This window comes from Streptomyces clavifer, assembly GCF_036345975.1.
Lineage (GTDB): Bacteria > Actinomycetota > Actinomycetes > Streptomycetales > Streptomycetaceae > Streptomyces > Streptomyces clavifer.
Map to the genome: position 1 here is coordinate 2,487,025 of NZ_CP107793.1, position 20,722 is coordinate 2,507,746.

At 68.9% G+C, this 20,722-nt stretch carries 15 protein-coding genes; 3 read left to right on the forward strand and 12 right to left on the reverse strand.

Annotation, left to right across the window (positions count from 1 at the left end):
* Positions 1 to 20: 20 nt before the first annotated feature.
* On the reverse strand, positions 21 to 1,139 hold the full coding sequence (gene proB, locus OG927_RS10770) for a glutamate 5-kinase (RefSeq protein WP_056785470.1): 1,119 nt from the start codon (positions 1,137 to 1,139) through the stop codon (positions 21 to 23).
* Between the two features lie 347 nt (positions 1,140 to 1,486).
* On the opposite strand from proB, the gene OG927_RS10775 reads away from it, so the two are divergent.
* Positions 1,487 to 2,911 (forward strand): polysaccharide pyruvyl transferase family protein, encoded by a 1,425-nt coding sequence (locus OG927_RS10775; protein ID WP_124282397.1) that lies wholly within the window; start codon positions 1,487 to 1,489, stop codon positions 2,909 to 2,911.
* Positions 2,912 to 2,947: 36 nt separating this feature from the next.
* On the opposite strand, the gene OG927_RS10780 is transcribed toward OG927_RS10775, so the two are convergent.
* The 6 genes from OG927_RS10780 to rplU form a co-directional block, all read right to left on the reverse strand.
* The gene (locus OG927_RS10780) at positions 2,948 to 4,174 is read right to left on the reverse strand and encodes a glycosyltransferase family 2 protein (protein ID WP_330320057.1); all 1,227 of its coding nucleotides are present in this window, start codon (positions 4,172 to 4,174) and stop codon (positions 2,948 to 2,950) included.
* Positions 4,175 to 4,373: 199 nt separating this feature from the next.
* Positions 4,374 to 6,455 carry a hypothetical protein gene (locus OG927_RS10785; RefSeq protein ID WP_330320058.1) on the reverse strand — a complete coding sequence of 694 codons (2,082 nt, stop codon included), beginning with the start codon at positions 6,453 to 6,455 and terminating at the stop codon, positions 4,374 to 4,376.
* A gap of 225 nt (positions 6,456 to 6,680) precedes the next feature.
* Positions 6,681 to 8,180, reverse strand: a complete 1,500-nt coding sequence (locus tag OG927_RS10790) for a bifunctional cytidylyltransferase/SDR family oxidoreductase (protein WP_056785484.1) — start codon at positions 8,178 to 8,180, stop codon at positions 6,681 to 6,683.
* A gap of 271 nt (positions 8,181 to 8,451) precedes the next feature.
* Positions 8,452 to 9,888 (reverse strand): GTPase ObgE, encoded by a 1,437-nt coding sequence (gene obgE, locus OG927_RS10795; RefSeq protein WP_056785487.1) that lies wholly within the window; start codon positions 9,886 to 9,888, stop codon positions 8,452 to 8,454.
* A gap of 141 nt (positions 9,889 to 10,029) precedes the next feature.
* Positions 10,030 to 10,287, reverse strand: a complete 258-nt coding sequence (gene rpmA, locus OG927_RS10800) for a 50S ribosomal protein L27 (protein ID WP_056785490.1) — start codon at positions 10,285 to 10,287, stop codon at positions 10,030 to 10,032.
* 14 nt (positions 10,288 to 10,301) lie between these two features.
* Entirely contained in the window at positions 10,302 to 10,622 is a 321-nt protein-coding gene (rplU, locus tag OG927_RS10805) for a 50S ribosomal protein L21 (protein ID WP_018551604.1), read from the reverse strand.
* A 1,091-nt stretch (positions 10,623 to 11,713) separates the two neighbouring features.
* On the opposite strand from rplU, the gene OG927_RS10810 reads away from it, so the two are divergent.
* Both OG927_RS10810 and OG927_RS10815 read left to right on the forward strand, forming a co-directional pair.
* Positions 11,714 to 12,904: an acyltransferase family protein gene (locus OG927_RS10810; RefSeq protein WP_209470545.1), complete on the forward strand. Its 1,191-nt coding sequence runs from the start codon at positions 11,714 to 11,716 to the stop codon at positions 12,902 to 12,904.
* A gap of 147 nt (positions 12,905 to 13,051) precedes the next feature.
* Positions 13,052 to 13,663 carry an acyltransferase gene (locus tag OG927_RS10815; RefSeq protein ID WP_056785496.1) on the forward strand — a complete coding sequence of 204 codons (612 nt, stop codon included), beginning with the start codon at positions 13,052 to 13,054 and terminating at the stop codon, positions 13,661 to 13,663.
* Between the two features lie 162 nt (positions 13,664 to 13,825).
* On the opposite strand, the gene OG927_RS10820 is transcribed toward OG927_RS10815, so the two are convergent.
* Genes OG927_RS10820 through OG927_RS10840 form a run of 5 tightly spaced genes read right to left on the reverse strand, consistent with a single transcriptional unit; the run spans position 13,826 to position 20,444 of the window.
* A complete protein-coding gene (locus OG927_RS10820; RefSeq protein ID WP_056785501.1) occupies positions 13,826 to 15,109 on the reverse strand; it encodes a nucleotide sugar dehydrogenase in 1,284 nt (427 codons plus the stop codon).
* On the reverse strand, positions 15,106 to 16,737 hold the full coding sequence (locus tag OG927_RS10825; RefSeq protein WP_330320059.1) for a glycosyltransferase family 2 protein: 1,632 nt from the start codon (positions 16,735 to 16,737) through the stop codon (positions 15,106 to 15,108). Before OG927_RS10825 ends, OG927_RS10820 begins: the two co-directional genes overlap by 4 nt.
* Positions 16,734 to 18,317, reverse strand: a complete 1,584-nt coding sequence (locus OG927_RS10830; protein ID WP_056785507.1) for a glycosyltransferase family 4 protein — start codon at positions 18,315 to 18,317, stop codon at positions 16,734 to 16,736. Before OG927_RS10830 ends, OG927_RS10825 begins: the two co-directional genes overlap by 4 nt.
* Positions 18,307 to 19,329: a Gfo/Idh/MocA family protein gene (locus OG927_RS10835; RefSeq protein ID WP_056785511.1), complete on the reverse strand. Its 1,023-nt coding sequence runs from the start codon at positions 19,327 to 19,329 to the stop codon at positions 18,307 to 18,309. Before OG927_RS10835 ends, OG927_RS10830 begins: the two co-directional genes overlap by 11 nt.
* Positions 19,326 to 20,444: a DegT/DnrJ/EryC1/StrS family aminotransferase gene (locus tag OG927_RS10840; RefSeq protein ID WP_330320060.1), complete on the reverse strand. Its 1,119-nt coding sequence runs from the start codon at positions 20,442 to 20,444 to the stop codon at positions 19,326 to 19,328. The genes OG927_RS10835 and OG927_RS10840 overlap by 4 nt, the downstream gene beginning before the upstream one ends.
* Positions 20,445 to 20,722 lie beyond the last annotated feature (278 nt).

Here is a 20,722-nt window from a genome sequence, read left to right on the forward strand (position 1 = left end):
AGGCTGGACTTTCAGCCGATTCAGGGGGCCGGGCGGGGCACGAGGACGACGAGATCGTCCCTGTGTACGACCTCGCGCTCGTAGGCGGGGCCCAGTTCGCGTGCCAGGTCACGGGTGGAGCGGCCCAGCAGCTGGGGGATCTCCTTGGCGTCGAAGTTGACGAGTCCGCGGGCGACGGCCCGCCCCGCGGGGTCACGCAGTTCCACCGGGTCGCCCGCGGAGAATTCGCCCTCGACCGCGCTGATCCCGGCCGGGAGCAGCGAGGTGCGGCGCTCGACGACGGCCTTCACGGCCCCGTCGTCGAGCGTGAGCGCGCCCTGCGGGGTCGAGGCGTGGGCCAGCCAGAGCAGCCGGTCCGCCGAGCGGCGTCCGGTGCGGTGGAAGTACGTACCGGTGTCACGGCCCGCGAGGGCGTCGGCGACCCGGCCGGCGGAGGTGAGGACGACCGGGACTCCGGCCGCGGTGGCAATCCGCGCGGCCTCGACCTTGGTGACCATGCCTCCGGTGCCCACGCCCGCCTTGCCTGTGCTGCCGATCGTGACGCCCTCCAGGTCCGCCGGTCCGCCCACCTCGGCGATGCGGGAGGTACCGGGCGTGCTGGGGTCGCCGTCGTAGAGGCCGTCGACGTCGGAGAGGAGGACGAGGAGGTCGGCGTGGACGAGATGGGCGACGAGCGCGGCAAGCCGGTCGTTGTCGCCGAACCGGATCTCGTCCGTGGCCACGGTGTCGTTCTCGTTGACGACGGGGACCGCGCCCATCTCCAGGAGCTGGTCGAGGGTGCTGTACGCGTTGCGGTAGTGGGCTCGCCGACTGGTGTCGTCGGCGGTGAGGAGCACCTGGCCGACACGTACGCCGTAACGGGCGAAGGAGGCGGTGTACCGGGCGACGAGCAGTCCCTGGCCGACGCTGGCCGCGGCCTGCTGGCGGGCCAGGTCCTTGGGCCTGCGGACGAGCCCGAGCGGGGCGAGGCCGGCCGCGATGGCGCCGCTGGAGACGAGGACGATCTCGCACTCACCGCCGCTCCTGGCCTTGGCGAGCACGTCGACGAGGGCGTCGACACGGTCGGCGTCCAGGCCTCCGGACGCTGTGGTGAGCGAGGAGGATCCGACCTTGACCACGATCCTGCGGGCGTCGGTCACGCCCGGCCTCCGCGCCGCCCCCTCCGTGGAGGAGGTGCCGAGTACGCCTTCGGTTTCCCTTGCCCCTGACACGTACGCCCGTCCCCATCACGTCGTCCTGCTCGGTTGCCCCAATCTACGCGAGGCGACGACGCACCCGCCGAACCGTCTCAGCGCCCGAACGGGCCCGGGTCACGGCGTCCGCCCCGCCCGGCTTCCACCCCTGTCCCTACCCGGTTTCCGCCCCGCCTGCGGCACACCGTCCTGCACTTACCGCACCGCGCGCCTCGGGAGCGACTCGGGGCATGCCGCAGAAATGAGCCATTTACGTAATCTCCACCGGTCATTCATCGGGCTACGCTTTACGCGTGACTGATGAACCTACCCGCAAAAAGCGCATTCTTCTCAGATCGGGCAAGAGCCCCTTCGATGTGGACTCACTCGAACAATCCCTCCACAGAGACGTCTTCGCGACGAACGCGGGCAACCTGATCTTCAGCGACGCGGCGCACAAGCTTCTGATGACTCCGCGGGCAGAGGTCTCCTCCAACGGCATCCGCACGGTCGCGTCCGAGGCCGCGCGGATCAACGAGGAGTACGACGCGTTCGTCGTGCCCCTGGCGAACGCCTTCCGTCCGACGTTCGAGCGTCCACTGCAGCGGATGACGCAGCTGATCAAGAAGCTGCGCATCCCGGTGGTGGTCCTGGGGGTCGGCGCTCAGGCCGACCTGCAGTACAACGCGTCGCGGCTGAAGCCGATGGAGCCGACCGTCAGGGAATTCGTCACGGAGGTGCTCAACCGCAGCGCGTCCATCGGCGTACGGGGCGAATTCACGGAGCAGTACCTCAAGGACATGGGCTTCCGGGACGTCGAGGTCATCGGCTGCCCCTCCATGTTCATGAACGGTGACACGTTCCAAATCGAGAAGGGGGCCGAGGCGCTCACCGCCGAGTCCCGCATCTCGGTGAACGGCTCGCACAGCGCCGTCCGTTCGCACGGCCTCGACGCCATCATCCGGCAGGCCCACGAGCGCTATCCGCATCTGCGGTTCGTCGGGCAGAACCTCCTCGAGGCCGAGCTGCTGCACTGGCGGGAGACGTCGAACCCGATCGGCGCACTGACCTCGATGCCCACCCACCCGTCCCACCCCATGTACCGCGAGGGCAAGGTCCGGATCTACGTCGACCCGGCCACCTGGATCAGCGACCTGCGGGAATTCGACTTCTCGTTCGGCTCGCGCATCCACGGCAACATCGCGGCACTGCTGGCCGGCGTTCCGAGCACCGTGCTCTGCAGCGACTCCCGGACCCTGGAGCTGTGCCGGTACTTCGGCATCCCCCACCGCAAGATCTCCGAGACCCCCAAGAACATCGACCCCGCGGAGCTGTACGCGGCGGCCGACTTCGGCGACCTCGTGAACGGTCACAAGGAACGCTTCCTCCGCTTCACCGGCTTCATGGAGCGGAACGGCCTGGAGAACACCTTCACCCACGGGGACGGCGGCGCCGCCTTCGACGCGCAGCTGAGCAAGCTCACCCTTCCGCCGGCCGTCAGCCCGTGGATCGACAGCGACCCCGCGTCGCTGGCCGGCCGCTTCAGCTGGATGCGGGGCCGGATGGAGGAACTGACCGAGCAGAACAGCAAGTTGCGGAGCCAGCTCGCCAAGAAGGCCTCCCCGGTCAGCATCAAGGTGCAGGCGGGCGACGGAGCCGCCGCGTGGCCGTCGGCCTACCGGCGTGCCCGGCGTGTGGTGGGTCGCCCCGTCCGGAGGCTCCTGCGCCCCGAACAGTGAGGAAGCACGTCCACTGCCGCCGCCCCGCGCGGGGTCTCAGACCTTGTGCGCCCTCCGCGGCACGTGCAGGACCGCCCGGGCCGTCCTGCGCACCTTGCGTGCCAGGCGCCGCAGGAAGGCGGCAGTGGACTGACGCTCCGGCACATCGATCCTCCGGCCGCCGATCCGTTCGGTGACGGTCACCTCGTAGGCGGCGTCGGGAAGGACGGTCCCCTCGCCGAAGTGCGGGTAGGCCAGGTACAGCCGGCCCCGGGCGCCCTTGCGGACGGCCTTGGGTTCCTCCTTGTCCCGCATGAACTGCAGGACGTCCAGGAGCAGGTCGAGCCGGCCCTTCGACACACAGGCGAGCCGCAGCCGCTCGTGGACCTTCAGCCGGCGGGCCAGGCCCGCCGACCAGTAGGCGTCCAGCAGCGGTGCGGCCAGCTGCATCTTCTTCTCCCGTACGGCCTCGGACTGCCTCAGCAGGGCCGGCCCGAACTGCGGGAGCAGTGTGATGACGAACGGCCGCACCATCAGCGCGTCCCGCCGGGGCCCCGGCGGGACATGGGCGGCGATGAGCCCCATGAGCGCCCGGGCCGAGTCGAAGCGCAGCAGATAGCTGCCGCTCTTCGTCACGTGTTTGCCGTCGTCGCGGCCCACCAGGTAGTAGCAGGTGTAGTCGGCGACGACGGAGACCCCGCTGCCCCGCAGATACGCCTCCATGGTGAAGAGGGCGTCCTCGCCCGTCTTCAGCCCTTCGTCGAAGGTCATCCCGAGCCGCACGAGGAGTTCCCGCCGGAACAGCTTCTGGGCGCTCAGCGTGAATTTGATGTTGGAGGAATAGAGGTCCGCCCGTTCGACGGTCTCCTTCCACATCGACTTGGCCGCGCCGCGGTTGACGCCGACGACCTTTCCGAGCACCACGTCCGTGCCGGCCCGGTCGCCCATGGAGACCATGCGCTCCAGGGCCTCCTCACCGAAGTAGTCGTCCGCGTCGAGGAAGAAGACATACCTGCCCCGGGCGAGGCCGAGACCGACGTTGCGGGGGCCGCTGGGCCCGCCCGAGTTCTCCTGGCGGACGACGCGCATCGGGACGGCGGTCCGGGCGGCGAATTCCTCGAGGTACTCCCCGGTTCCGTCCGTCGAACCGTCGTCCACGGCGATGATCTCCATGCGCCCGGCGGGAAGCGTCTGCGCCTCGACCGACTCCAGGCATCGGATCAGATAGGGCATCGCCTCGTAGGCCCCTATGACGATGCTGACATCTGGCTTGCTGGTGGTCATCGCTCCCCGGTTCGCACATATCCGTATCAATCAGGAGAAACGATAGAACGATGCCTCATCGTGCGCTCTGTCCCCAGACACGCCGAACGGCCCGTACGTTCCCCTCCCGCAGGAGGAGACGGACGGGCCGTCGAGAAGGTTGCGTCGCGATCCGGACGTCTTTCGAACATCTGGATGACGGCTGGATCACCCCTGAGGGTCAGTGAGCCACCGTGGGCCCGGCGCCGACTCCCGCGTCGGCATCCGGATCGGCCGCGGCCTCGGCCTCGGCGACCGCCTCCGCCCTTCCGTCCCCCGCACCGCTGGACGCGGCCTCCGGGTCGGGCAGGGGTGCCGCCTGCACACCGATCCGCTGGGCGACGCCCGCGTTGCGCGCCTCGGCCTTGGCGGCCAGCGCCCGCACAGCGGCGTTGAACTGTTCCATCGACGTCGGCTCGTCCGGGCCCAGCAGGTAGCTCTTGAGCTCGTGGCGGGCTTCCTTCAGCGGGTCCGCCGACGCGTCGGAGACGGCGTCCAGCAGCCCGTCGATCTCCTCGGCGCTGTTGGAGAGGATCACGGCGGCCCGTACGGCGGTGTTCTGACGCTTGAACTCCTCCTCGCCGAGCTCGCCCGAGTCCGTCACCGCGTACGGCTTGCCGCTCGCGATGAAGTCGGAGACCACGCTGGAGATGTCCGAGACCATGGCGTCGGACTGGTTGAAGCAGTCGTACAGCTTCGGCTGCGCGCCGGACACCGTCCGGTGCTCCCACCAGCCGAAGGAGCGCCAGTAGGCGTCGTTCCATTCGGCCCGCAGCGTGGCGATCTCGGCTTGGCGCGCGGGGTCGGCGAGCGAGACCCGCGACTCCTCCGACTCGTCGCCGCCGGACCGGCCGGGCTGCGCCAACGCGGCCAGCCCGGACTCGATCCGGGCGAGCTCGGCCCGGGCCGCGCTCTGTCCGGCCGCGGCCGCGGAGGCCTCCTTCGCCCAGCGCGGGTCGGCGGCGCGTTCCTGGGCAGCCCTGGCGATGCGGGCCTTGATCCGGCCGTGGACGGCCTTGGCCTTGGCACTGCGGATACCGGTGAAGGGGTGCGGCTTGTAGATGACCCGGACGGGCTTGTCCGCCTCCAGCAGGCGGCGGACGATGTTCTCACCGGCGAGCAGCAGCGAGGTGTTGCCCGGGTTGTCGTCCCAGCCCTCCCAGGTGGGGGCGTACAGCACCGTGGGGATGGGGTTCCTCGCCGCGCCGGTCCAGGTCTCGATGGGCGCCAGCTGCGGGCGTCCGACCTCGACGATGTCCTCGTCCCGGATGCCCACGTCGGCCAGCGCGTACCGGTCGCGGCCCGCACGGCCGGCCGTCCACACCTCGTCGTACACCTTGGAGTAGGGGTTGACGCTGGCCAGCTTGTCGCTGTCGCCGTGCCCGATGAAGACGTGCTTCATCGTCGGGACGCGCAGCATGTGGATGTTCTTGCCGACGTTGGCGGGGTACAGGCAGACCCGGACGGTGGACAGGTCCAGGTTCATCAGGTGCGTCCCGGCGGGGACGCAGAGCACGGGGACCGCGGTGTCGGCGAGCTGGGAGACCAGGTTGCGCTCGCGCATGACGATGAGCGGGCGTCCCTCGACGGCGGCCATCGTGTCCAGCCACATGTTGCCCTGGTACGCGGACTCGTTGGAACCGGAGAAGTAGAGCACGACGGTCGGCTGGTACTCGCCGAGCCAGGTGTCCAGGGCCTTGAGCACGGCGGGGGCCGCCGGCACCCGGCGGGACCGGCGCAGGTACGGGACGAGCAGGGCGGTGTAGACGACGGCCAGCAGCACGGTGACCCCGGCGCCGATGTACCCCAGGAGATACTCGCCCGTGCCGGCGGCGACCACGATGCCGGCCACGGCCGGGACGTCGAGGTGGAGCATCTTCTCGGCGGAGCGGTGCAGAAGGGTGCGCGGCGGCGCGTCGGGGATGCGGACGGCGTGCAGGTCGATGTTGCGGGTGACGATCGGCATCGTGCGGCGCAGCCGGATCAGGGTCGTCAGCGCACCCTGCGGGGCCTGCAGGCCGTAGAAGACGAGGAAACCGGCGACCGCCACGAAGAACAGCGGTTCCTCAGCGAGGTCCAGGCGGGCCAGCAGCAGGATGATCATCAGCTGACGGAGCAGGAAGCGGATGGAGAGCCCCGCCCGCACCTTTCCGAGCCTGTTGATCAGGTAGCTGCCCCGGTGGTGCAGGTACCAGTCCGCGGCGTACGTGACAGCCGCGGCCGCCGCGAAGAACCAGATATCGGGGAGAAGCGCGGCGATCATGACGCAGGGGTAACCCAGCGTCATCAGTATCGCTGCCGCCAGTTCTGACCGGCTGCCCACACGGGCCAGACGAATGGCTGTCGAAATCACGAAGGACCTGCTCCAGGGGTGCCGGTTGTTTCACGTATTGAGGGAAATGTGAAGATGCGGCTTCACGCACTCGGGCCTCTGTGATCGCATCCTTGCGATCACAGAGGCCCGAAAAAGTACATTTGTCAAGAATTATTACACATCTTCTTGACGGTCCAACACCGAAGCCAGCGCCTGCTCGAACCCGGAGGATCCTGCGGCGTCACGCGTCGGGTCCTGCTGTCGTACGTCGATGACGTGGCCGGTCATCGCGGAGAGGAGCACGTCGAGCGAGGTGCGCGCGACGGCCTCGGACGAGAGCAGCGAGCCGTCCGGCTCCTGGCCGAAGGCCTTGGTGCGCATGGGGGTCGCGGTGCGCTCGGGGTTCACGCAGTTGACCCGGATCCCCTCGCCCGCCCACTCGTCCGCCAGTGCCTGCGTGAGGTTCACCATGGCGGCCTTGGTGGAGGAGTAGAGGCTGTACTCGGCGCGGCCCCGGGTGTAGCTGCTGGAGGTGTAGAGCAGCAACTGGCCCTGGGTCTCCGCCAGGTACTTGTAGGAGGCGCGGGCGATCTGGACGGGCGCCAGGTAGTTGACGTTCAGCGCTTCCTGGATCGTCGTGTTGTCCGTCTCGGCCAGCTTGCCGATGCGCAGCACACCCGCCGTGTTGATGACGTAGTCGATGCGACCGGTCTCGGCGTACGCCTTGGACAGTGCGTCGTCGACGTGCTCCGGGTTCTCGACGTGCGTTCCGGTCGTGGAGCGGCCCAGGGCGTACACGCTGGCGCCGTACTGCTCGGCCAGCGTGGCGATGTCGGCACCGATGCCGTACGAACCCCCGAAGACGACCAGGGTCTTGCCCGAGAGCAGCTCGCGGTAGGCGGCCTCGTCGGCCTGGCGGGGGGCCGCCGTGGAAGCCAGCTGGAAGAGCTTGTCGGTGATGAAGACGTCGACCGGCTGGGTCACCTTCATGTTGTACTCGTCGCCCGCGACCACGTAGATCGGTACGTCGGGGAGGTATCGCAGCACGACCGAACAGTCGTCGGTCGCCTGGAAGTTGGGGTCGCCGCCCGCGATCGCGTACGCCTTGCGGATCGTGGAGAGCTTGAACGCCTGCGGGGTCTGGCCGCGGCGCAGCCGGGACCTGTCCGGGACCTCGGTGATGAATTCGCCGTCCTCGCCGTGGGTGCGGGTCACGATGATCGTGTCCGCGGACGGGATGGCCACATCCACCGCCTGGTAGCGGTCGAGGGCGTCGACGCAGTCCTTGATGACCCGCTGCGACAGGAGAGGACGGACCGCGTCGTGGAAGAGGACGTTGCGGTCCTCGCCCTCCGCGAGACCTTCGCCGAGGGCCTCGATGGCGCGCTCGGTGGTCTCGTTGCGCGTACTGCCGCCTTCGATGATCCTGGCGACCTTGGTCAGGCCGGCCTTGGCGACGATCTTCTCGACGTCGGGTACGAAGCCGGGCGCCATCAGGACGATGACGTCGTCGATGTCCTCGGCGTTCTCGAAGATGGTCAGCGTGTGCTCGATGACTGCCTTACCGGCGATCTTCAGCAGCTGCTTGGGGATCGACAGGCCCACGCGCTGACCGGTACCACCGGCGAGCACGACCGCTGTGGTCCGGGGCTTGGCTTCATGCGGCACAGACACAGACGACCTACCTTGCGACGACAGGGGGAGACAGTGTGATGGTCGCACTCTCCGTGACCGTCCCGCAAGGCGGACGTTTACCAATGCTTCCCTTGGGGAAACCCGCAGTTCACTGCCTGGCCAGGCAGGTTGGGCCCGGCGGGCCCGCAACTGGAGTGACGGACTCCACAGACGTGTTACGCAATTCGCACATCGTCGCCCCCGCACCGCCCCTACCTGGCAGTTCCCTGTGAATCCGGGTGCCCCGCGGCGGGGGCACCCGGCACCTCGTCTAGAAGGGGTCGAACTCGTCGTACTCGCGCTGCGAGTCGTCGCGCTCGGACTCCTTGTCGCGACGGCGCTGCGCGGCGGGGCGGGGAGCCTCGAGGCGGTGGTCCTCGCCTCGCCGGCCCAGCATCTCCGCACCGGCGGCCATGGTCGGCTCCCAGTCGAAGACGACCGCGTTCTCCTCGGCACCGATGGCCACGCCGTCGCCGGCCTGGGCACCCGCCTTGCGGAGCGCGTCCTCGACACCGAGCCGGTTGAGCCGGTCCGCGAGGTAGCCGACGGCCTCGTCGTTGTTGAAGTCGGTCTGGCGGATCCAGCGCTCGGGCTTCTCGCCGCGCACGCGATAGATGCCGTCCTCCTCCAGGGTCACGGCGAAGCCGGTGTCGTCGACGGCCTTGGGGCGGATGACGACACGGGTCGACTCCTCCTTCGGCTTGCTGGCACGCGCCTCGGCGATGATCCCGGCGAGGGCGTACGAGAGGTCGTTGAGGCCCTTGTGCGCGATGGCCGAGACCTCGAAGACGCGGTAGCCGCGTGCCTCCAGGTCGGGGCGGATCATGTCGGCGAGGTCCTGGCCGTCCGGGATGTCGACCTTGTTGAGGGCGACGATGCGCGGCCGGTTCTCGAGGCCGCCGTACAGCCGCAGCTCCTCCTCGATCATGTCGAGGTCGGAGACCGGGTCACGGTCCGACTCCAGCGTCGCGGTGTCCAGGACGTGCACGAGGACGGAGCAGCGCTCGACGTGCCGCAGGAACTCCAGGCCGAGGCCCTTGCCCTGGCTGGCGCCCGGGATGAGCCCCGGGACGTCGGCGATGGTGTAGACGGTCGAGCCCGCCGTGACGACGCCCAGGTTGGGGACGAGGGTCGTGAACGGGTAGTCCGCGATCTTCGGCTTGGCTGCGGAGAGCACCGAGATCAGCGAGGACTTGCCGGCACTCGGGTAGCCCACGAGCGCGACGTCGGCGACGGTCTTGAGCTCCAGGACGATGTCCCGGCTCTCCCCCGGCTCGCCGAGCAGCGCGAAGCCGGGCGCCTTGCGGCGGGCGGAGGCGAGCGCTGCGTTGCCGAGGCCGCCGCGGCCGCCCTGGCCGGCGACGAAGGTGGTGCCCTGACCGACCAGGTCGGCGAGGACGTTACCGGCCTTGTCGAGGACGACGGTGCCGTCCGGGACGGGCAGCACGAGGTCCTGGCCGTCCTTGCCGGAACGGTTGTCTCCGGCGCCGGGCTGGCCGTTCGTCGCCTTGCGGTGGGGGTGGTGGTGGTAGTCGAGCAGCGTGGTGACGGCCTGCTCGACGACCAGGATCACGTCGCCGCCGCGGCCGCCGTTGCCCCCGTCGGGGCCGCCCAGCGGCTTGAACTTCTCACGGTGCACGGAGGCCACGCCGTGGCCTCCGTTACCCGCGGCGGCATGCAGCTCGACGCGGTCCACGAAGGTGGTCATGGTGGGTGCCCTCCAGGTACTGCCGAAAAATACGGGATTGTCTCTTGACGTAACGCGCCGAGGGCGGACCCGCTTCCCCGATTACCGGGAAAGCTGAGATCCGCCCTCGGAAGGTGCTGTGTCGTTCAGTCGTTGCCTGACTCAGGCAGCGACGGGAACGATGTTCACGACCTTGCGGCCGCGGTGGGTACCGAACTCCACCGCACCGGCGGTCAGCGCGAACAGCGTGTCGTCGCCGCCACGGCCGACGCCCGTGCCCGGGTGGAAGTGGGTGCCGCGCTGGCGGACCAGGATCTCACCGGCGTTCACGGCCTGACCGCCGAAGCGCTTCACGCCGAGCCGCTGGGAATTGGAATCGCGCCCGTTCCGAGTGGACGATGCGCCCTTCTTATGTGCCATGTCTCCTCAGTCCCTTACTTCGCAGCCGCGGGAATGCCGGTGACCTTGATCGCCGTGTACTGCTGGCGGTGGCCCTGGCGACGGCGGTAGCCCGTCTTGTTCTTGTAGCGAAGGATGTCGATCTTCGCGCCCTTGTGGTGGTCCACGATCTCGGCCTGGACCTTGATGCCGTCCAGGACCCAGGGGTCGCTGGTCACGGCGTCGCCGTCGACAACGAGCAGGGTCGAGAGCTCGACCGTGTCGCCAACCTTGGCGGTGGGAATCTTGTCAACCTCAACGATGTCGCCGACAGCAACCTTGTGCTGGCGACCACCGCTGCGCACGATGGCGTACACGCGGATCTCTCTCTCACTCGGAACGGATCCCCTGATGCCAGCCGTTCGCGCAGGCCGAGGCCCGCGACGGTCCGGAAGGATGAGCGGCCTCCCCCGGGGACGGATCCACCGGGAGGGATGTGCTCAGGGGTAGGCGCATGGAAACACGCCGAAGGTCAAGGCTACGGGGCGGGGGTACGGGGGGTCAAACCGGGTCCCGGCACCGGTCCGGAGCGGCCGAGGCACCCGGCAACCGGGCGGGACGCGTCGCCCGACCTATCTCCGTTCCGGCGAAATACGGAACAGCCGCCTCAGAAGATCCCATTTTGACTGACGTGCACTTCGGCGTTCCCACTCGATTCCCGCGGTGGGCCGCGGCACCGCGGAACTCGCCCCTGCCGCGTCGTACCCGATTTCAGACACATTGCCACAGCACTCGCAAATGAGACGTTACGGCACACTCTCGGCCGAGGGGAATAGCTCCGTCGCCGAGCCGCGGATGCGACAGGCTGTCCCGGTCTCGTCTTCCGTGACTTTCCGACCACCACTACTCAATGCAGAACCATCCGAATATGCGAATTCGGTAACTGCGCGTATGCGCAGGATTCGCAGCGGGTGGGCCTCGGCTTGGTGCCGACCAGCACCGAGACCACCCGCCTGAGCCCTTCGTTCGCCTCTCCATCACCCCTGCGACTGACGTGGAGGACAGACCCACAACCGCTGCTCCGGGCTGCCTCAGGTGTCGGATCAGCCGCACCACGCGCTGCCACGACGCGTCGTCGAACGCTCGGAAGTCGTAATCACGGAGGACTCGCGTGCCTCTGTGCATTCCAGGGGAAGAAGCGATTCGGTCATCGGCGAGCAGCGACGCGCACCGCCTACCGGGCCTCTCAGGCTGTGCGTGCGTGACATGCTCGGGGCTTTCGAAGATGAGTGGCCGGCTCACGGAATCGCCCGGTGCGAGTGGGCAGGAGAGTCCTGTCCACTCGGCGCCCGCGAGGCCCAGTACTCTGCTCCTTGGAGCGTCCAGGGGTATCCGACCACCACGCATCCCTTTCACGAATGCGTACGGCACGTCGAAGGGACTTCCCAGACTCGAAGATGGTGACCAAATGCCGGGCGGCCTGATATCTGCGCGAGTCACGCGTGACCGGCTTCCTTCCCTGACCGGACTGCGCTTCTGGGCAGCTCTGGTGGTCGTCTGCTACCACCTGTCGAGGCAGGCAGGAAAATTACCCTGGATCAGCGACCTGACCTGGTACGGGCGCAGCGGTGTGACGTTCTTCTTCGTCCTGTCCGGCTTCGTGCTGGCTTGGACGTACGACGGGAAGAGCGTGCCTGCCGTCACCTTCTTCTGGAGACGCTTCGCTCGGATCTGGCCCTTGCTGACTGTTTCCGTCATCGCCTCCGTCGCCGTATGGCGTGCCATGGGAACCGACGTATCCCTCCGCGGTGTCGCGGCCACACTGGGGCTCGTCAACGCCTGGACGCCCGTGCGCCACTACCGCGTGGGCGGCAATCCCGCCGCCTGGTCGCTCAGCAACGAAGCCTGGTTCTATCTTCTGTTCCCCTTGCTGCTGATGCTGCCACTCCTGCGCTCGGCCCGCGGGAGAACGTGGTGCGCCATCGCACTGTGCGCTGTCCCTGTGGCGATCTGGACCTCCGGCGCACTGTTCGACGACCCGGCTCTCCGACTCTGGACGCTCGACTACTTCCCGCCGACTCGCACCCTCCAGTTCGTCCTCGGCGTGGTCGCTGGTCTGGCAGTCAAACGCGGATGGCGGCCACCGGTGGGGCTCCCGGTCGCCATCGCTCTCGTCGTAGCCGGGCACATCGCGCTCATCCCCTGGTCGCGGGCGGTCCCCGACAGCTTCTGGTACAGCCCCTACAGCGCCTCGCACCTGCTGTCCGCACCGGTCTTCGCCCTTCTCGTCGCCGCAGCTGCCACGGTTGACCTGGGAGGCCGCAGGACAGGTCTGGACGCCCCCTGGATGATCCGGCTCGGGCACTGGTCCTTCGCTTGGTACCTGTTCCACGAGATCGTGATCAGAGCGCTCCTCCGGCACCTGGGGCGACCCGAATCGCAGGCCGAGATCCTGAGGTTCTGGCTGCTGACGATGGCAATCAGTCTGGTCGTCGCGGCAATGGCCTACCAGTGGGTGGAGCGCCCCCTGGAACGCCTGCTCCGTCGGGCGGGGCCGGGCGGGGGCACCGCGACCTCTCGCCGTTCCGCCAGTGCGTCGCAAGGCGACTCGGCCCAGCCCGCTGCGCCGAGTCCAGCCACGTCTCCCTTCGAGAAGTAGGGTCTTCCACGGACTCGGGTGGAGGGCCGTCACCACACGTGCCTTCCGGGCGGACGTACCCCCGGCGGGAACGCCCGGTGGCCTCGTCGCCGCAACTGCCGAGGCTCGTATGCTCTCGGGAAGTCCGCTCACTGGAAGGTATGACACGTGAACTACAGAGTTCAGCCCACCGCTCAGGTCGACGACAGCGCCGTGATCGGCGCCGGCAGCAGCGTCTGGGAGCTCGCTCAGATCCGTGAGGGGGCCAGGCTCGGCGAGGGCTGTGTGGTGGGCCGTGGCGCCTACGTCGGCACCGGGGTGCAGATCGGCAACAACGTCAAGCTGCAGAACTACGCCCTGGTGTATGAGCCGGCCGAGCTCGGCGACGGGGTCTTCATCGGTCCCGCCGTGGTCCTCACCAACGACCACAACCCGCGCTCCGTCGACCCCGAGGGCAAGCAGAAGCGCGGCGGCGACTGGGAGGCCGTGGGCGTGCAGGTCGCCGAGGGCGCCTCCCTCGGGGCTCGGTCCGTCTGCGTCGCGCCGGTCCGGATCGGGCGCTGGGCCATGGTCGCGGCGGGCGCCGTCGTGACGAAGGACGTGCCGGACTTCGGCTTGGTCGTGGGCGTGCCGGCCCGCCGGATCGGCTGGGTGGGCAGGTCCGGGGTGAAGCTTGTCGAGCGTTCGGGCGAACCGGGCGTCTGGGAGTGCCCGCAGACGGGCACTCTGCACGACGCGACCGACGGCGTCCTCACGGAACGCACCGCCGGGACGCTCTGACCCCGGGGCACCGCTGGATTCCAGGCCGACCGGCTCGGGCCCGAACACCGACAACCGGCCCCTGGGGCTCCCCCGGAGTTCACTGGGCCCGGTGTGTGGTCCCGGCACGCCAGAGGGAAGGCCCCGCCCGCATGGCGGGCGGGGCCTTCCCTCTGTCAGTGGTCAGCCGCCGATGACGACGCGGCGGACACCCGCCCAGTTGGCCGGGTCCGTCGTACGCCGGCCGTCGACCAGGACGCGGACGTCCGGCAGGTCGGCGGCGGCGAGCTCGCGGTACTCGGCGTGGTCCGCCTGGAGGATCGCCGCGGTGACCGTCTGGCCCTCGTGCGGCACGAGGCCGTGCGCGGTCAGCTCGTCGGCCGTGTACATCGGGTCCGACACGAACGCCACGGCGCCGCGGGCCTTGAGCGCCTCCACGACTCCGAAGACACCGGAGAAGGCGGTCTCCTTGACGCCACCGCGGTAGGCGGCGCCCAGCACCAGCACACCGACGCCGTCCAGGTCGCCGTAGGCGGCGGCCAGCAGGTCGACGGCGTACTCGGGCATCGCGGCGTTGGCCTCACGGGCCGAGCGCACGACGGTGGCCTCCGGGTCGTTCCACAGGTACATCCGCGGGTAGATCGGGATGCAGTGGCCGCCGACGGCGATGCCGGGCTGGTGGATGTGGCTGTACGGCTGGCTGTTGCAGGCCTCGATGACCTTCTTGACGTCGATGTCGTTCTTGTCGGCGAACCGGGCGAACTGGTTGGCCAGACCGATGTTGACGTCGCGGTAGGTGGTCTCGGCGAGCTTGGCGAGCTCGGAGGCCTCCGCCGTGCCGAGGTCCCAGACACCGTTCGGGCGGGGCAGGTCCTCGCGGTCGTCGAAGTCGAGCACGGCCTCGTAGAACTCCACACCGCGCTGGGAGGAGGCCTCGTCGATGCCGCCCACGAGCTTGGGGTAGCGGCGCAGGTCGGCGAAGACGCGGCCGGTCAGCACCCGCTCGGGGGAGAAGACGAGGTGGAAGTCCACGCCCGGGGTCAGGCCGGAGCCCTCGGCGAGCATGGGCGCCCAGCGGGTACGGGTGGTGCCGACGGGCAGGGTGGTCTCGTAGCTGACGAGGGTGCCCGGCTTGAGGCCGGCGGCGATCGCCTTCGTCGCGGAGTCCATCCAGCCGAAGTCCGGGGTGCCCTCGGCGTCCACGAACAGCGGTACGACGACCACGACGGCGTCGGACGCGGCGACCGCGGCCGTCGTGTCCGTCGTCGCGGAGAGCAGGCCCGCGCCCACGGTCTCCTTGAGCTTGACGTCCAGGTCGTGCTCGCCGGGGAACGGCTCGGTGGCCGCGTTGACCAGTTCGACGACCTTCTCGTTGACGTCCGCACCGATGACCTTGTGGCCCTTGGCTGCGAACTGCACGGCGAGCGGAAGGCCGATCTTGCCGAGCGCGACTACACAGATGTTCATCGGGATACTTTCCTCTTCAGCCTGGACAGCATGTGGCGCAGCCGCTTGCCCGCACCTGGTTTGATCTCCCACAAGGGGGCCGTCGTGATCACGAGCCGCCCCTTGGGATTCCGGTTCGCCGACACCCGGTACGGCACTGCCTGTCGCCAGCGGCGGGCCAGCGGCAGCGGCCTGCCACCGGTCGTCACAGGAATCTCGTACGTCGATCCCGCCACGTCCACGTACAACCGGACGCCGAGCTTCGACTTCGTTGCATGGACCGGGATCCGGCCACGCACGACCGTCGCCCGGCCGTCATCGGCCACGGTACGGGTGAATTCGCCCGCGAGGACGGGCGGTTCCTGCTCCGCGGACAGCCGGCGTGCGCCGGCCTTGTCCGCGCTCTTGGGCATGGCGCCCTTGGCCAGGCGCGCGGTAAGCGATCCGGTGTCCCCGAGGACTCCGGTCCGTGCCGTGAGAACCAGGTGCAGGTCTTCGCCTGTCTGGTCCCACTCCGCGGCCAGCAGCTCCGTACCCTGTGCCAAGCGTCCGGGCACGCTCTCCCCGACCAGCTCGTAGCAGCTGTCGGGAAGACCGAGGTCCTCGTCACGGAAGCCGGGGTACAGCGCGAAGGCACGGCCGTCCTCGAGGTGGAAGGGCGGGGCTCCGTGCTCCGCCTCCTCGGTGACTGCCCGGATCAGCTCGTCCACAGCACCCGTCTGTGCGAGACAGATCCTCACCCGGCGCTTGACGTCCAGGGAGTCCCGGAGCTCGTCGGTGAGGTACTCGTCGGCGAGCGCGGCGATGCCTTCGCACACCTCACGCCGAGTGGCGGCGTCGAGAGCGGGAAAGTCGTCCTGGACGAGCTTCGCAAGCTCCCAGGTGAAGTGCCGCTTGAACAGGGCGTCCCGATCCGGGCCCGCTTCCACGAGGGATGCGGTGTGCTTCATGATCGCGGTCGTGCAGCGCAGCCGGGCCAGATGGTTGGCCCGGTAGGTGATGTTGCTCGCGTCGCCGCGCTTCACCGCGTAGTAGAAGGTGTAGTCGGAGAGCACCGAGATCTTCCGGGCTCTGACACACGCTTCGATGGTGAAGGGCTGGTCGCTTCCAACCGGCAGGTCCTCGGGGAACCGCAGCCCGTGCTCCTCGATCAGAGAGCGACGAAAGAGCTTGGTGTTCGCCAGGGTGAACGGCAGGCTCGAACGGTAGAGGCTGACGTCCGGGTCATTCTTCTTGTACAGCTTCTGGTGCACGTAGCGGCCATTGGTTCCGACCATCTTGCCGACGACCACGTCGGACCCGTGCTCGTCCGCGTAGGCCACCATCCGCTCCAGGGCTTCCTCGCCCAGGTAGTCGTCGGAACCGATGAAGTAGACGAAACGGCCGGTCGCCACGTCCAGGGCCCTGTTGCTGGGCGCCGCGGGGCCGCCCGAGTTGGCCTGGTGGATGACCTTGACCGTGCCGGGGTAACGCTCGGCGAACCGGTCGAGCTCGGCGCTGCTGCCGTCCGTCGAGCCGTCGTCGACCGCCACGATCTCCATGTGGTCGAGGCCGATGCTCTGGCCGACGAGGGAGTTCAGGCACTCCGTCAGGTAAGGCATCGTGTTGTAGACGGCTACGACGACGGTGGCATCAGGTCTTCCGCTCATGCCACCACCTGGGCAACCGGCACGGCGGCCTTGCTGCGGGTGCCGCCACCGAGCACGCGGGTGTAGACGGCGTCGAGCACCTCCGCCTGTGCCTCCCAGGTCCACTCGTCGAGCAGGCCCTGGGAGTCGTAGACGTCGCGGTACTTCTTGGGATCGGCGAGCACGGCCTCGACAGCTCGGACGTAGTCCGCGACGTCCTCCGCCATGAACACCTCGCCCTGGCCGGTCTGCGCGACCATGTCGCCCATCGTCTTGACGTCGCTGACGACGAAGGGGAGGCGGGCGTGCGAGTACTCGAAGAACTTGGTGATCAGGGCGATCTCGTGGTTCGGCCAGTGGTGGATCGGGATCACACCCACGTCCGCCGAGGCCAGGAACGGGACGACCTGGTAATGCGGTACGTACGGAAGGATGTGCAGCCGGTCCGACACACCGAGCTCCACGGCCCGAGCGGTCAGCTGGTTCATGTAGTCCGACGTGGGCCGCAGGACGACGAACGCGACGTGCGTCCCGGGCAGCTGCGGCAGCGACTCGACCATGATGTCGAGCCCGCGCTGCGGGGCGGCAGCACCGCTGTAGACGGTGAGCGGCACATCCGGCCCGATCCCGCACAGCTCGCGCAGGTCGGGTACGGGTTCGGCTGCCTGCTCCGGGGAGATCTCCGCGTCGGGCGCGTTCAGCACGACTTCCGGCTTGGTCTTGATGCCGTGCCGTTCGGCCAGCATCTCGGCGAGGGTCTCGGATACCGTCGTCACGGCGTCGGCGTACTGAGAGAACTCACGCTCGTAGGCGCACTGCGCAACGTGCCATCGCGGGTGGGAGTTCCACGGCTTGATGCCCGGCAGGAACTCGTGGGCGTCCCAGACGAGCTTGACGGAGCGGCCCCTGGCCTCGGCCCGCAGCTTGGCCCGTGCGCCGACACCCAGCATGCGGAAGTCATTGGCGTGGATCAGGTCGGGCTCGAGGGAGTCGATGACCTTGCCGTAAGCGAGCTCCATGTCCCACAGCGCCGGGTCGAGCCGGCGCCAGGCGCGGTCACCCATGGTGCGCAGCCAGAACGCCGTGGTGAAACGGTCCAGCGGGGACTGCATGTCCTTGCGGCGCTGCTCCAGGGCAGTCGTCTGCTTCACGCGCAGTCCGACCCACTTGCTCATGACCCGCGAGACGAACCGCGGCGGCATCAGCTTGAGCTTGCCGAGGGCCGATCCCTGCCGTCCGGCCTGGATGAGCCGGATGTTCAGCTCGGTCCGCCACGCCTTCATCCGCTGCTTGCGGTACGCGGCCAGCGGTCCGGGCTTGTAGGCGAGCGGCGACCTCAGCACGGCACGGCGATACTCGTGCCGCCTGCGGTGCATCGGGGTCGGGACGTGCAGCAGTCGCACCTCGGCGTCACCGAGCCGCCAGGACTGCTCCCTCTTCGTCGGAGACTTGCCCAGCAGGACCACGTCCCAGCCGGCCGCAGCCGCGGAACGCGCCTCCTTCTGTACACGCGAGTCACCGTTCACGCCGTTGTCGACCAGCATGACGATCTTGCCACGGGTGCTGCGCTGCGCTCCCGCCACCGAACTATCAACCGCCATGATGAGCGGGCTCTCCTGTCTCAAGAACGATCGTTCGGCCGCTCCGGGCCGATTCCAGAACCGAAGCCGCCACCTCCACGGTACGCAGCCCCTGCCGCAATGTGCAGATGTCCGCCGCCTCGCCCCGCACCGCGTCCCGGAAGAGCTCGTGCTCGACGAGCAGCGGCTCGCGCTTCGGGATCGCGTAGCGGACCATGTCGCCCTCGGACACACCGCGGAACGCGCGCAGCGCCTCCCATTCGGTGGTCACCGCCGCGTTCGAGTGGAACGTGAGGTCGGCGGTCAGCGTGTCGGCGATGTAGCAGCCGCGCTCGCCGGTGACCGAGGTGAAGCGCTCCTTGAGCGGGCTCAGCCAGTTGACCAGGTGGTTGACCATGGTGCCGTCGGAGAGCTGGCCCACGGCGGAGACCATGTCCTCGTGCGGGCGGCCGGACTTCGACACGGTGTGGGCCGCGATCGAGGTGTACGTCTGGCCGGTCACCCAGCCCGTCAGGTCGATGTCGTGCGTGGCGAGGTCCTTGACCACGCCGACGTCCGCGATCCGGTGCGGGAACGGGCCCTGACGGCGCGTGACGACCTGGAAGACGTCGCCGAGTTCGCCGGCCTCCAGGCGGCTGCGCAGCGAGCGCAGGGCCGGGTTGCAGCGCTCGATGTGGCCGACACCGGCCACCAGGTCACGTGACTCGAAGGCTTCGACGAGGCGGCGGGCGCCCTCGACGGTGTCGGCCAGCGGCTTCTCGATCAGGGCGCAGACACCGGCGTCGGCCAGTTGCAGGCCGACCTCCTCGTGCAGTGCGGTCGGGCACGCCACGACGGCGTAGTCGACGCCGAGGGCGATGAGCTCCTCGACGGTCGACAGGACGGGGGCGCCCTGCGCCCAGCCGTTCTTGTCCCCCATCGGGTCGACGACACCGACCAGCGTCACGCCGTCGAGCCCGGCGAGCACACGGGCGTGGTGACGCCCCATGGAACCGAGGCCGACGAGCCCGGCCCGCAGTACGGCGGCGGTCACAGGTTCTCCCCCAGTGCGTTCACGGCGTCGGCGATGCGCGCCAGCTCGCCCTCGCTGAGCGAGGGGTGGACGGGGAGCGAGACGACCTCGGCGGCCGCACGCTCGGTCTCGGGCAGGTCCCAGGTGCGGCCGGCCTTCTGGTCCGGCTCCCAGTACGGCTTGAGGCGGTGGATCGGGGTCGGGTAGTAGACGGCGTTGCCGACGCCGGCCTCGGTGAGCTTCGCCATCACGGCGTCGCGGTCGCCCCGCACCCGGATCGTGTACTGGTGGTAGACGTGGCGGGCGCCCTCGGCGACCGGCGGCGTCGTGACGCTCGGCGCGGTGATGTGCGCGTCGAGGTACGCGGCGTTGGCGCGGCGCTGCTCGGTCCAGCCACCGACCTTGGTCAGCTGTACGCGGCCGACGGCGGCGGCCACGTCCGTCATGCGCATGTTGGCGCCGACGATCTCGTTGGCGTACCGCTGCTCCATGCCCTGGTTGCGCAGGAGGCGCAGGGTGCGGGCGAGCTCGGCGTCGGCCGTGGTGACCATGCCGCCCTCGAGGGAGTGCATGTTCTTGGTGGGGTAGAAGCTGAACGTTCCTCCAGCGCCGAACGCGCCGACGGGGGTGCCGTTCAGGGCCGCCGCGTGGGCCTGGCAGGCGTCCTCGACCACGGCCAGCTTGTGCTTCTCGGCGATGGGCATGAGCTTGTCCATCGCCGCCGGGTGACCGTAGAGGTGCACCGGCATGATCGCGGCGGTGCGCGGCGTGACGGCCGCCTCCACGGCGGCCGGGTCCAGGCCGTAGCTGCCGGGCTCGATGTCGGCGAACACGACGTCGGCGCCGACGAGGCGGACCGCGTTGGCGGAGGCCGCGAAGGAGAACGAGGGGACGATCACCTCGTCGCCCGGGCCGATACCGAGGGCGAGGAGCAGCAGATGCAGCGCAGAGGTACCTGAGTTGACGGCGACGCAGTGGCGGCCGTCGACCAGGTCCGAGAAGCCCTCCTCGAAGGCCGCGACCTCCGGCCCCTGCACCACGCGACCGCTGCGCAGCACACGTACCGCGGCCTCGATCTCCTCTTCACCGATGACCGGGCGGGCAGCAGGAATCGGCTGCTCGTTGATGCTCGTCATGGACGTCCTCCTTGAACACCGCAAGAGCTCTTAACAGGCAGAGGTCAGGGGTGCGGGACGTCTCACGAGGCCGCGCATAACCCCACCGGCACAATGCCGACGCCCTACCGGGGAAACTGGGCCCGGTCTGTCCTGAACCGGGTTGGTCACCAACCGTAGTTCCCACCCAGGAACCTCACAGCCAGCGACCGCCGTCACATTATCAGGGATTTCTCAGCTGATTTCGGGCCTGTTAACCCACAAGTGCATCAGTTCTGAAACAAAGCACGTGTCCCGCT

What these genes read in the sequence shown, in the direction of transcription:
- OG927_RS10780 (WP_330320057.1), bottom strand. Translation starts at nt 4,174, where the DNA reads ATGACCACCAGCAAGCCAGATGTCAGCATCGTCATAGGGGCCTACGAG.
- OG927_RS10785 (WP_330320058.1), bottom strand. Translation starts at nt 6,455, where the DNA reads ATGATCGCCGCGCTTCTCCCCGATATCTGGTTCTTCGCGGCGGCCGCG.
- obgE (WP_056785487.1), bottom strand. Translation starts at nt 9,888, where the DNA reads ATGACCACCTTCGTGGACCGCGTCGAGCTGCATGCCGCCGCGGGTAAC.
- rpmA (WP_056785490.1), bottom strand. Translation starts at nt 10,287, where the DNA reads ATGGCACATAAGAAGGGCGCATCGTCCACTCGGAACGGGCGCGATTCC.
- OG927_RS10810 (WP_209470545.1), top strand. Translation starts at nt 11,714, where the DNA reads ATGCCGGGCGGCCTGATATCTGCGCGAGTCACGCGTGACCGGCTTCCT.
- OG927_RS10820 (WP_056785501.1), bottom strand. Translation starts at nt 15,109, where the DNA reads ATGAACATCTGTGTAGTCGCGCTCGGCAAGATCGGCCTTCCGCTCGCC.
- OG927_RS10825 (WP_330320059.1), bottom strand. Translation starts at nt 16,737, where the DNA reads ATGAGCGGAAGACCTGATGCCACCGTCGTCGTAGCCGTCTACAACACG.
- OG927_RS10830 (WP_056785507.1), bottom strand. Translation starts at nt 18,317, where the DNA reads ATGGCGGTTGATAGTTCGGTGGCGGGAGCGCAGCGCAGCACCCGTGGC.
- OG927_RS10840 (WP_330320060.1), bottom strand. Translation starts at nt 20,444, where the DNA reads ATGACGAGCATCAACGAGCAGCCGATTCCTGCTGCCCGCCCGGTCATC.